Here is a 12620-nt window from a genome sequence, read left to right as displayed (position 1 = left end):
GCTTACTGGTGAACAACACGTGGCACCAATTTTGCTGAACAATTGCAATTTGGTGCCATCGTTGTATCTGCTTGCTGCTTTTTCAGTCTTTATGATGCTGTTTGTAGGCTTGTCTTAAAAAAAGGTTTTTCGATGCTGGGTTTTATTCTCCGACGCCTGGGTGTAGTCATCCCTACTTTCCTTGGCATCACGCTGCTGGTTTTTTCTTTGATACATCTGATACCCGGCAATGTCGTCGAAGCCATGACAGGTGAGCGCGGCATGGATGCAGAACGCTATGCCAGTCTCATGCATTTGTATGGGTTGGATCAACCTTTGTACCAGCAGTATTTTTCTTATCTGGGCAAAGTTCTGCAAGGCGATCTGGGTCGTTCCATCATCACCCAGGAACTGGTCAGCAAAGAATTTTTTACCCTGTTCCCGGCAACGCTGGAATTATCGCTATGCGCGATTATTTTTGCGGTTGTGCTTGGATTGCCAGCGGGCATATTGGCCGCCCTGAAGCGCAATAGCTTTCTTGATTACTCTGTCATGGGAGCATCCCTGACTGGTTATTCCATGCCTATCTTCTGGTGGGCGCTTTTGCTCATCCTGATGTTTTCTGTGACCCTGGGCTGGACGCCAGTGTCTGGCCGTATCGATATTCTGTTTGACCTGCCGCATGTGACTGGCCTGATGCTGATCGATAGCCTGCTGTCAGGTGAAGAAGGTGCTTTCAAATCAGCCGTCATGCATCTGATCTTGCCGGCGATTGCACTTGGCACAATTCCACTTGCCGTGATTGCCCGCATGACCCGCTCTGCCATGCTGGAAGTACTCAAGGAAGATTATGTGCGTACTGCTCGTGCCAAAGGCATGTCATGGATGCGGGTAGTCTGGGTGCATGCCTTGCGTAATGCACTTATCCCTGTCATTACGGTCATCGGCATGCAAGTCGGCACCTTGCTGGCTGGTGCCATTTTGACTGAAACCATCTTCTCCTGGCCAGGTATAGGCAAGTGGTTGATCGAAGCGATACAAAGGCGTGATTACCCGACCGTGCAGGGTGGGATATTACTGATCGCCACCATCGTCATCACCGTCAACCTGATTGTCGATGTGTTGTATGGCGTGATCAATCCGCGCATACGCCATTAATGTGATGTCCAATTTCACTCATCGTTTAAAAGACTTGATCGCAGAATTATGAGCAATACCAATTTACCTGCAAATACCGTAGCTGCTACCGCAAGCTTGTCGCCACCACATCCCTTGATTGAGTTCTGGCATTACTTCAAGCAAAACCGCGGTGCCGTCATCGGCCTCGTGCTGGTTGGCATAATGAGTTTATGCGCCCTGTTCGCGGAATGGATAGCACCACATTCCGCCATAGAACAGTTTCGCGAATCCACATTGGTGCCGCCCGCATGGACAGCAACGGGCAGTAGTAAATTCATACTTGGCACTGATCCGGTTGGTCGCGATATCTTGTCCCGCCTCATTCATGGCTCACGCTTGTCGCTGTTTATAGGCCTGGTCTCTGTCACCCTGTCCATGGGCGTGGGTGTGACCCTGGGTCTGATCGCCGGTTTTTCACGTAGCTGGACCGGGCGCTTTGCTCGCATGCTGGAAACGATCATTGTGCGCTTCATGGATATCCTGCAAGCCCTGCCCAGTCTGTTGCTGGCAATCGCAGTCGTCGCGATACTCGGCCCCGGCCTGATGAATGCCATGTATGCCATTGCCATCGTCCTCATGCCTTCGTATGCCAGGTTAACGCGTGCAGCAGTCAGTGGTGAGCTGAACAAGGATTATGTCAATGCCTCACGCATAGCTGGAGCGGGCAACTTGCGTTTGATGTTTAATTGCGTGCTGCCCAACTGCGCGGCTCCTATCATTGTGCAGGCTACGCTGGGATTTTCCACGGCGATACTGGATGCGGCAGCACTAGGCTTCCTGGGTCTTGGCGCGCAGCCGCCAACACCAGAATGGGGCTCTATGCTGGCCAGTGCCATGGAATTTATACAAAGTGCCTGGTGGGTGGTCACCTTCCCTGGTCTGGCTATTCTGATTTCCGTACTAGCCTTTAACCTCATGGGTGATGGCTTGCGCGATGCACTGGATCCCAAGTTAAAACGCTGAGCAAAGATTCAACATGAAACCATTATTGGATATTAAAAATTTACGCGTTGAATTTGGCTCGGAAGCTCAGCCATTCAAGGCAGTTGATGGTCTTGATCTGTTCATAGAACAAGGTGAAGTGGTTGGCATCGTCGGTGAATCAGGCTCAGGCAAGAGTGTCACCTCACTGGCCTTGATGGGGCTGATCGATTTCCCTGGACGTGTGCGGGCAGACCAGATGGAATTTGATGGCCGCGATCTGCTGAAGATGAAGGACAAGGAAAGACGGCAATTGCTTGGCAAGGATATTGCCATGATCTTCCAGGACCCCATGACCAGCCTGAATCCTTGCTACACCGTGGCTTTTCAGTTGATGGAAACCTTGCGTCTGCATCAGGGCGGCAAGGAAAAGGACTTGCGCGCCAAGGCGCTGGCTTTATTGAAGCAGGTTGATATCCCTGACCCGGAAAGGCGCATGAACGCCTATCCCCACCAACTATCGGGCGGCATGAGCCAGCGCGTCATGGTGGCTATCGCCATTGCCTGCAACCCACGCCTGCTGATAGCGGATGAACCTACCACTGCGCTGGACGTTACTGTACAAGCGCAAATGCTAGAATTATTACTGCAATTGCAGCGTGAACGTGGCATGGCCCTGATGCTCATCACCCATGATCTGGCCGTCGTTGCCCAGACTGCGAAACGCGTTGTGGTCATGTATGCAGGCCAGGTTCTGGAAACTGGTACCGTGCCAGAAATATTCGATGCCCCCAAACACCCTTACACCCAGGCTCTGCTGGCAGCCCTGCCCGAACATAATCTGGGTAAAGCACGCCTGCAAACCATACCGGGTGTAGTACCAGGTTTGTATGACAGGCCAACAGGCTGCCTGCTCTCACCGCGATGCAGTTATGCGACAGAGCGCTGCCAAACTGATAGACCACAATTACAAGGACAGGCAAATGCCCGGGTGCGTTGCCATTTCCCTCTGGATGCGCAAGGTGTGCCGGGTAATGGATGGCAAGCACCACAAATTGATCAGGCAGCATGATGCAAAATACCACGACTACCCCTGTTTTACTGGAAGCAAAGAACCTGGCCAAGCATTACGCTGTGTCGCAAGGTTTTCTCAAACCCAAAGCGCTGGCAAAAGCACTGGATGGCGTCTCATTCCAGCTGACTGCTGGCAAAACCCTGGCGGTGGTGGGCGAATCAGGTTGTGGCAAATCTACCCTCGCCCGCCAGGTCACCATGATAGAAACGCCTAGCAGCGGCGAGTTGTGGATGGGCGGAAAGAATATTGCCCACGCTGACAAGCTCACACTCAAGCAAGTGCGCCCGCTGGTGCAGATGGTGTTCCAGAATCCTTATGCCAGCCTGAACCCGCGCAAAAAAGTCGGGGCCATGCTGGAAGAACCCTTGATCATCAACACTCACCTGCCATCTGCCGAGCGTGAAGAAAAAGCGCGTGCCATGATGGCAAAAGTAGGTTTGCGGCCTGAACATTATGGGCGTTATCCCCATATGTTTTCGGGTGGACAGAGGCAGCGGATCGCTATCGCCCGGGCACTGATGCTCGATCCTGAAGTCATCGTCGCCGATGAGCCAGTCTCTGCCCTCGACGTGTCCATACAGGCACAGGTCCTGAACTTGTTAATGGATTTACAACAGCAGAATGGTGTCGCCTATCTGTTCATCTCCCACAATCTGTCAGTGGTTGAGCATATTGCTGACGATGTGCTGGTCATGTATCTTGGGAAAACCGTTGAGCATGGCGACAAGCAAAACATATTCAAACGCCCTCTGCACCCTTATACCCGGGCATTGCTTGCATCAACACCTCGTATTGACCCCGCGCAACGCCAGCAGAAGATGATGCTGGATGGCGAATTGCCGTCCCCGCTGGCGCCACCACCCGGATGTGCCTTTAATAATCGCTGTCCACACGCCAATGAAAGATGCCGTCAAGAAATCCCAGTACTGCGTCCGTTTGACAACACCTTGGTCGCCTGCCACAGAGTGGAAGAAATTACCTGAAACTTTTATTAAATCTCGCGAACTTCGTTAAACTCTTGCAGTCTTAAGCAGACGAGGAATTGTTGCAAACGATTTATTTATTTTGCAATAATTACCAAAGACAGCCTAAAAGACTGTCATATTTTTATTCCTACCTTCACTCTCAGGAGACCCCAAAGTGAAAGCACATGTACTTAGCGCTATCGCGCTGATGATCGCCGGCACAGTTGGCAGTCAGCTCGCAACTGCTGCAGAACCAGCAAAAGCGGCTTCAGCGACACCAGTTCTGTTGTCAGGCATAGAATCCAAGCATAATGATGCCGCAGTGCGTGCCCAGGATGATTTTTTTCGCCATGTTAACGGTCATTGGTTAAAAAATACCGAAATTCCTTCAGACAGGTCCTCTGCGGGTGCTTTCATGGACTTACGCGAAGCGACTATCCCGCATTTGCATTCACTCATCGAAGCTTTGTCCAAAGCCAAAAATAAGCCTGGCACAGACGCGCAAAAAATTGCGGATATGTATGCCAGTTACATGGATACGGCACACATTGAATCCCTGGGTCTGAAACCTTTGCAAGCTGAATTTGCAAAAGTAGATGGCATGACCGACAAAAAACAGATCCCCGGTTTGATGGCATGGCTAAACCGAGCCAGCATAGGCGCGCCATATGATTTTCAGATTCATCAGGACAACAAGGATTCCACCAAATATGTTTTTGACATAGCCCAGGCTGGATTGGGTTTACCTGATCGTGACTATTACCTCAATAATGACGATGCGAAATTAAAAGATTTCCGTATCAAATACCAGGCGCATATAGAAAAAATGCTGACGCTCGCTGGTGACAAAGAGGCTGGCAAACATGCTGCAGACATACTGACCCTGGAAACAGAGCTCGCAAAAATACAATGGACCAAGGTTGAATTGCGTGACCCTGTCAAGGCCTACAATAAAATTGAGATCAACAAGCTCGATGCCTTGACACCAGGCTACGACTGGAATGCTTATCTTGCAGAAATGGGCGTCAAAGGCAAGGTAGATTACATCATCGTCAGCCAGCCTAGCTACCTGACTGGCCTGAACAAGGTTTTGCAAGATACGGCCCTGGACAATCTCAAAGTCTATTTCAAATGGCATATCCTGCGTTCTGCTGCGGCTCAACTTCCAGCAAAATTCAGCGACGAAAGTTTTGCGTTTAACTCCACCGTCCTGGCTGGCGTTCCAAAACAGGAGCCGCGCTGGAAACGTGGCGTGCGACTGGCGGATTCCGCACTCGGCGAAAGCTTGGGAAAACTTTATGTAGCCAAGCATTTTCCAGCTGAAAGCAAAGCAAGAATGGAGAAGCTGGTTGGCAATTTGCTGCTGGCCTATAAACAAAGTATAGACACGCTGGACTGGATGAGTCCAGAAACCAAGAAAGAAGCACAGGCAAAACTGGCTACTTTCACGCCCAAGATTGGCTATCCAAACAAATGGCGCGACTATTCTGGCTTAAACATTACTAAAGGCGATGCAGTCGGCAACTTGCGCAACGCCCGCATGTATGCCGCACAATTTGAATTGAATAAGCTTGGCAAACCAGTAGATCGTGACGAATGGGGTATGACACCACAAACTGTCAATGCCTATTACAATCCTGAACTCAATGAGATCGTCTTCCCGGCGGCGATACTGCAACCGCCATTCTTCAATGCCAAAGCTGACGATGCAGTCAACTATGGTGGCATAGGTGCCGTCATTGGTCATGAAATCAGCCATGGCTTTGATGATCAGGGTGCGCAATATGACGGCGTTGGCAATTTGCGTGACTGGTGGACCAAAGAAGATCATGACAAGTTCGCGGCCAAAACCGCTGTCCTAGTCAAGCAGTATGGTGCCTTCAGTCCTATCCCCGGTTACAACGTCAACGGCGAGTTGACTTTGGGTGAAAATATTGCAGACAATTCCGGCCTGGCAATTGCCTACAAAGCCTACAAACTGTCACTGGGTGGCAAACCAGCACCAGTCATTGGTGGCCTGACTGGCGATCAGCGTTTCTTCATGGGTTTTGCACAGGTGTGGCGCGGGAAGATGCGTGAAGCAACCATGATTGCGCGCTTGAAAACAGATCCACACTCCCCGGGAGAAATCCGCGCAAATGGCAGCCTGCGCAACATGCAGGGTTTCTATGATGCCTACAAACTCAAGGAAGGTGACAAGATGTTCCTGGCACCTGCTGAGCGTGTCAGTATCTGGTAATCCAGACAGTAACTGAGCAGAAAAGCAGCGCTGTTTTCAGCGCTGCTTTTTCATTTGGTTATTACAGGCTATTTAGTTTTCCCTAGCATTGCAGTTTACGCGGGACTGTTGATCTTCTTGAAAAAAGCCTGTACATCTGCCAGCTCCCTGGTGCGCGCGAAACTCGGCAAGCTTTGCCAGATACGTTTGCCATAGGGTTTTGAGATCAGACGTGGATCACAAATCATCAATACGCCTTTATCACCTTCATCCCGAATCAGGCGACCGGCGCCCTGCTTTAAATTGATAATCGCTTCTGGTAATTGATGATGAACAAAACCGTTCAAGCCCTTTTTCTCCATCGCAGCGATGCGGGCGGACAATACCGGATCATCAGGTGGCGCGAAAGGCAGCTTATCGATAATCACCAGGGACAAGGCATCGCCACGTACATCTACTCCCTCCCAGAAACTTTGACTACCTATCAGCACGCCATTGCCTGCGGCCCTGAAGCGGTCAAGTAATTCGGTTCTGCCAGCATCGCCATGTACAAACAAAGGAAAATCCAGGCCGCGCTTCTGGAATTCTTCGCGCAAACGTTCTGCGCTGTACTTCACTGCTTTCAAGGTAGTACATAGCAGGAAAGTCTTGCCACCAGCCGCTTCTATGACTGGTAACGCAGCATCAATGACTGCATCCATGTAGCCAAAGGAATTGGGCTGTGGCATGCCGTTAGGCACATACAAATAACCCTGCTCCTGGTAATTAAAAGGACTGGGCCAGGTGCACGCCGGTTGGTCCCACAGCCCCATTTGCGACACATAATGGCTAAAGTCATTCTTGACTGCCATGGTAGCGGACGTAAATATCCAGGCACGAGGTACTCCTTCGCGCTGCTTGTTAAAAATCGGGGCGATTGACAAAGGGGTGCGATGCAATTGCAAGGAAGTAGAGAACGCTTCTACCCACAATACATAATCACCTGATTTACCGTCATCTGCGGCATTCCATTTTTCATATTGCTCAGCCAAAGTAATGGCGCGTGCACGGCACTGCTCAAGTGTCTCCGCACGCTCGGCCTGCTTCTCCAACACGGCAATCATGGCATCCATACTGGATTTCAAGGCTTCCAGGGCTTCAAAGAAAGGGCTGGATGGCGCAATCTGGTCTATGGAATAGCGCACGATATCTTGCGGGAAGGCCAGACGTAAATCGCGTGCAGCCCTCTCAACTGGGGCAACCAGCTTGGACCACTCTGCTCCATCGCGGGCATGCGACAAACCTTCTGCCTGTACATCGCGGCAAAGCTCCAGCACTTGCGAAGTTGAGACGGTATCGCCAAAAAACAGGGTGGCAGTTTCCGGCAATTGATGTGCCTCATCGAAGATGACTGTATTGGCAGAGGGTAATAGCTCTGCAATTCCAGTATCTTTCAAGGCCACGTCGGCAAAGAACAGATGATGATTCACCACGACCACATCCGCCTGTTGCGCCTCTTTGCGCGCCTTCATGACGAAGCAGTCCTGATAATACTGGCACTCTGATCCCATGCAGGTATCTTTGGTCGAGGTCACCAGACTCCAGACCGAGGCATTTTCCGGCACCCGGGCCAGTTCAGCCTTGTCCCCCGTCATTGTGGTTTTAATGAAACGGCTTATGTCACGCAGATAACCAACATCTTCACGCGAGCTCAAACGGCCATTTTGTATAGTTCTCTCAAGATGGTAATGACATAGATAGTTTGCCCTGCCCTTCAGCAAGGCAACCGATACTGGTGCCTTCAACACTTTGCGTATCGTAGGAATATCTCGTAAAAATAACTGATCCTGCAGGTTTTTTGTCCCCGTAGAGACAATAACCTTGCCACCCCACAATAATGCCGGAGTCAGGTATGCATAAGTTTTCCCGGTTCCGGTCCCCGCCTCTGCCAACAAGGTTTTTTGCCCTGCAATGGCGTCGGCGATGGCTTTTGCCATCTCTGTCTGCGCTTGGCGCGGGCGATAACCATTAATAGACGCACTTAATGGTCCGGTCAAGCCAAAAATATGTTCTACTTCTGTATCGTGAATGCCGTTTGCATTCGGTGTGGCGAGTGGTTCAGTCAAAATGAGGCAATCAGAAACTAACTATAAAGCTAAGGAAAAGTGGATAATTATGCAGGGACATCAGGTGTCAATTGCATTCTTAGTAATGTAATATGGTCTTTCAGCTGCAATTTGCGTTTTTTAAGGCGCCGCAGTTGTAACTCATCATGAGAGGGATCTTTAATCAGGGTCTCGATTACCACATCCAGGTCTCTATGTTCAACCTCGAGCTCGATAATGCGTTGTTGTATTTGTTCAGGGTGGCTCATAGTCTTCTGGTTGCAGTAAAATAAAGTTTAATTAAGGAAAGACCATTTTTGGGTTTATCCCGTTAGTTTAATCTACCAAGACGTATGAGCCAATATAAGATCGAAGCTGGAACCGGACAACATATCGGCGACAGGCAGGAACAACAAGACCGCACTGCACTTTTTGCGGCACCACATGCGCCAGGTTATGTCATGGCCGTGGTTGCCGATGGCATGGGCGGCAAAAGCGGTGGCGCACTTGCCGCTGAGCAGGTCGTGCGCACGGCAAAACAATTATTTGATGAATTTTACCCAGGAAATGATGTCCGCAGTCTTTTAGAAAATATCGTCAATGAAGCACACACTGTCATTAAATTGTCTGGTGTTTCATCAGAAAAAGAACCACATAGCACGGTAGTCGCACTGGTAATTACCCCGCAGCAAGAAGCTATCTGGGCCTATGTCGGCGATTCCCGTCTGTATCGGTTCGACGGTCCGAATTATGCCGAAAAAACCAAAGATCACTCTTATGTAGAAAAATTGGTGGATGAAGGCAAGATTACCTCAGAAGAAGCCAAGACCCACAGGCTATCAAATATCCTGGTAAATGTACTTGGCTCAAGCACCGCAGCCCCCTATATCACCTTTGGTGAGCATACGCCTTTAAAGGCGCATGACAGCTTCTTGTTGTGCTCAGATGGCCTCTGGCATTATTTTGAAGATCATGAGCTATCAGCAGCTGTTGCGGCCAATAGCCCTCGTCAGGCTTCAGAGTTCCTGATCAGAAAAGCCAGGGACAGGGCGAGTGGCCGCGGTGACAATTGCACCTTTGCGATTGTCAAACTGGTAGAGCCACCCGCACAAGCCAAGACATATACAGTACAAAAAATGCGCAGAGCAGTCTAGATTTGCGCTGATGGCGCTACAAATTAGCTCTGTAGCGCCATCAAATTCATTTACCCTTGTTTGCCATCAATTCCTGATTTGCCTTGCGATCAGCATTGATCTTTTGCATGGTTGGCCGCTCTGAAATAAACTTCACATAGTCGCGCGTAGGCAACTCCGCCAGAAAATCCTTGCCATAAACAATCTTGGTCGCCATGGATATCAGTGGAAAATGCACAACGGCAGCGCAATCGGCCAATGTAAACTCCTTACCACCGACAAATGGGTCAAACTTTGCCAGTGTTGCAAATGCGGGGATATTGCGGCTCAGTTGCTTTTCTACTTTTGCCTTGACCTCATCAGTGACCTTGCCTCCGAAAAAAGCTTCGGCATAAAGCTCGCGCGCAGGCAACTCCATGTGCAGCTCAATAAAGGTAATCAATTCGCGTAATTTAGCGGCTGCGAACGGGTCTGCTGGCATCAGGGGATGATCAGGAAAGCGATTTTCCAGGTATTCAACGATCACTTGAGATTCAAACAGCGAGCCGTGCTCAGTTTCTATATAGGGAATTTTTCCTAAAGGTGAATGCTGCAATAATTCAGGCGCTTTTCCAGTCCAGACTAATTGCTCCTCAAAGGGAATAGCTTTCTCCAAAAGCGCCAATTTAACTTTATTGTAATAATTACTGACTGCAAAACCGCAAAGCTTGATCATATATCTCCATTCTTTATTTTTATTTGCACAACAAAAATTTGCAGTCATGCCAGTAGAAACTGGCCTGCTACATTCGGACTTACCCGGATCACCAGGTGTTATTTTTCTTTTGGGAAGTCTATCAGCTCAAAATCGATGACATTCGACTCTGGCTCCGCTTGCTGCTCCTGACTGAAAGGCTCGTCTGGCGGCAAACCTGGCACATTTGCCCAGGCGCGATTTCTTTCAGGTGCACCAAAAGAATTCGACTTCTCAAGCTCATTTGCAACCGAGATCAACAACAGGATATCGCGATAAACCGGCAATTCGAACCCCATGCGCTTACCATCCCTGTCATCAACCAGAAGACTTTCAAGGAAAGGCAAAATGTCATTTGAATTCCACATAGTGCAGATGCGGTTCATCAAGTGCTCAAAGTCATCAAGATGTCTGCTAGGCAAGGTCGCCGGATCGACTTCAAATTCAGGGACATTTGCATTAAAAAATACAATGAACTTGTCTCTTAGCGTTTCGTATTTTTCTTTATTCGCAGTGACCCTGTATAAATCGATCAGGTATAGCCACGGCACGGGCGACTCGGGGTGATCAACGTCAGCCAGGGGTTCAAGAATTTCAATCGCCCTTTGCGGGTCGTTGACAGAAATCCAGAATTCAGCTTCCTGAGTCACGTCAGAAATTTCTTCTACCTTGACCGACTGGCCTTTGGTAGAAAAGAAATTAAAGGTACTGCTATTACTGTCCTCCAGCGTCGGGACATAGGCTTTACTGAATATGGAAGGGGTATCGAGCTTGCCAAGACTGCTATCTGCCGCAACTTTTCTGGATGGCTTTGTTACCGGGCGACTGGAGCCAGGCTCGTCGTCATCATGAACCTGATACAGTGAACTGGTCGTTGTAGGTCCATAAGAAGCCTGGATACTATCAACAATTTCTTCTATATTTTTTTTGGATTCAGGCTCAGAAGCAGGTTCTTTTTGCTGCCACCAACTCTCATGCAATCTCTTACGCATGCGACTGACGTAGAGCAGGAGCAAAGCAATGATGGCCAAGCCTGCAGCGATGAATACGCTCAGACCCATCACCCAGTTGCGTGAAAAACTGTTTTCACGGGCCTCTTCCAGGGCTGCCTTATCCAGTTGGCTCTGGCGCTTGAGTTGCTGCGCCTCTTGTTGCAGACTCAGAATTTTCTGTTGCTCATTCTTGAGTTTATCAACCGCAGGCTGCGCTGGTTTTTCATCCCGCAACATTGCAGCAAGCTGTGCCTGCGCTGCGCGCAACTCTTCAATATTGGACTGCGGTGTGCCGATAGACAAGCTATCACTGAGACGCAAACCTTGCGTTTGTTCCAGCACCGGCAAGTCATCCGATAGTTTCAGAGTATCTCTGGGCTTGCTGATTGGTTTGTCAGTCGATTTGGCAGGCTTTTTTTTTGTTGCAGATGCATTACCCGGATTAGCGACAATTTCTGTCAACTCACTGGCGGGCTTGTCTTTCCTGGTGCGTGGCCTGATTTTTACCTGAGGAGTTTGATCGCTTGTCGCGATGTCTTTGCCAGCGATATCTTTACCAATTAAAGCTGGTGCAGGACTTGCTGTCCCTCTGGTAGAACTAACAGTAGGTGCTGTCAAAGTTGGCGCAGACAGAGGTGGGTCTAACAGGATCAGAAATTCTCTATGCAACTGAATTTCGCAACCCATGTTCACCAGTATCTTGACTGCGGGCTCGGCGATGGTGCTTCTGGTTACCAGAGTCAGGAAACGTGCGCCTCCCTTTTGCACCAAAGTGACATTCACTGATGCGATGGCGTAACCATCTGGACTCTCGACTTTTGCCTTGAAGCAGGACTGATCGATTTCTGCCGCATCATTTCCCGTCAACTCCAACTGAGCCCGCAATTGCTGCCCCAGTGCTGACTGCACAGTCAGATTGCTAAACCCCAGTGCATACGCATTGCCTGTTGCGCCGAATGCCAGGGCACCAAGGCAAAGCAGATATGACGTTGATCGGCGAAATGGAACAAAAATAATAATGACCTCAGAATGAAAGTAATTACTTCAGAAAATCAATTGTTATTCCTGAATGTATATTAACTGCAATCTTACTGGCTTTATAACAATCCTTGAAGTCGTTACCAAATGTAAAACGCAAACAAAGGTAACAATGTTTGTTGATTTCAACATATTTATCAATTGCAACAACAATACCTCCTGCTGTTTCCCTCAGCATACATCAAACTCTTAATGTATTTTCGATACATTTGAAGGAAAACTACGAGTCAACATCATTGTAATATTGATGATGGAATGTACAATTTAATTTGCCAAAAAGACACAAAAAATAAAAATCGAAAT

The 12620-nt window shown here is 49.1% G+C and carries 10 protein-coding genes; 6 read left to right on the top strand and 4 right to left on the bottom strand.

Annotated features, from left to right (window positions below):
* Positions 1 to 132: 132 nt before the first annotated feature.
* From UNDKW_RS11880 to UNDKW_RS11860, 5 genes are all read left to right on the top strand, one after another.
* Entirely contained in the window at positions 133 to 1137 is a 1005-nt protein-coding gene (locus tag UNDKW_RS11880; protein WP_162058859.1) for an ABC transporter permease subunit, read from the top strand.
* 48 nt (positions 1138 to 1185) lie between these two features.
* The gene (locus UNDKW_RS11875) at positions 1186 to 2121 is read left to right on the top strand and encodes an ABC transporter permease subunit (RefSeq protein ID WP_162058858.1); all 936 of its coding nucleotides are present in this window, start codon (positions 1186 to 1188) and stop codon (positions 2119 to 2121) included.
* Positions 2122 to 2134: 13 nt separating this feature from the next.
* Positions 2135 to 3151 carry an oligopeptide/dipeptide ABC transporter ATP-binding protein gene (locus UNDKW_RS11870; protein WP_162058857.1) on the top strand — a complete coding sequence of 339 codons (1017 nt, stop codon included), beginning with the start codon at positions 2135 to 2137 and terminating at the stop codon, positions 3149 to 3151.
* A complete protein-coding gene (locus UNDKW_RS11865; RefSeq protein ID WP_232063349.1) occupies positions 3151 to 4137 on the top strand; it encodes a peptide ABC transporter ATP-binding protein in 987 nt (328 codons plus the stop codon). The genes UNDKW_RS11870 and UNDKW_RS11865 overlap by 1 nt, the downstream gene beginning before the upstream one ends.
* 157 nt (positions 4138 to 4294) lie before the next feature.
* Positions 4295 to 6358: a M13 family metallopeptidase gene (locus tag UNDKW_RS11860; protein ID WP_232063348.1), complete on the top strand. Its 2064-nt coding sequence runs from the start codon at positions 4295 to 4297 to the stop codon at positions 6356 to 6358.
* Between the two features lie 95 nt (positions 6359 to 6453).
* Here the strand turns inward: UNDKW_RS11860 and UNDKW_RS11855 are convergent, their stop codons facing one another.
* Positions 6454 to 8445, bottom strand: a complete 1992-nt coding sequence (locus UNDKW_RS11855; protein WP_162061902.1) for an ATP-dependent DNA helicase — start codon at positions 8443 to 8445, stop codon at positions 6454 to 6456.
* Between the two features lie 44 nt (positions 8446 to 8489).
* Positions 8490 to 8690, bottom strand: a complete 201-nt coding sequence (locus tag UNDKW_RS11850) for a YdcH family protein (RefSeq protein WP_162041241.1) — start codon at positions 8688 to 8690, stop codon at positions 8490 to 8492.
* Between the two features lie 84 nt (positions 8691 to 8774).
* Between UNDKW_RS11850 and UNDKW_RS11845 the strand changes: the two genes are divergently transcribed.
* Complete coding sequence (locus UNDKW_RS11845) at positions 8775 to 9575, top strand: PP2C family serine/threonine-protein phosphatase (RefSeq protein WP_162058855.1); 801 nt, start codon at positions 8775 to 8777, stop codon at positions 9573 to 9575.
* A 46-nt stretch (positions 9576 to 9621) separates the two neighbouring features.
* Here the strand turns inward: UNDKW_RS11845 and UNDKW_RS11840 are convergent, their stop codons facing one another.
* Together UNDKW_RS11840 and UNDKW_RS11835 are read right to left on the bottom strand one after the other, a co-directional pair.
* Entirely contained in the window at positions 9622 to 10269 is a 648-nt protein-coding gene (locus UNDKW_RS11840) for a glutathione S-transferase (protein WP_162058854.1), read from the bottom strand.
* A 98-nt stretch (positions 10270 to 10367) separates the two neighbouring features.
* A complete protein-coding gene (locus UNDKW_RS11835) occupies positions 10368 to 12188 on the bottom strand; it encodes a FimV family protein (RefSeq protein ID WP_162058853.1) in 1821 nt (606 codons plus the stop codon).
* Positions 12189 to 12620 lie beyond the last annotated feature (432 nt).

It is taken from the genome of Undibacterium sp. KW1, assembly GCF_009937955.1.
In the GTDB taxonomy this organism is placed as follows: domain Bacteria; phylum Pseudomonadota; class Gammaproteobacteria; order Burkholderiales; family Burkholderiaceae_D; genus Undibacterium.
This window is presented reverse-complemented; position numbering and strand designations above follow the sequence as displayed.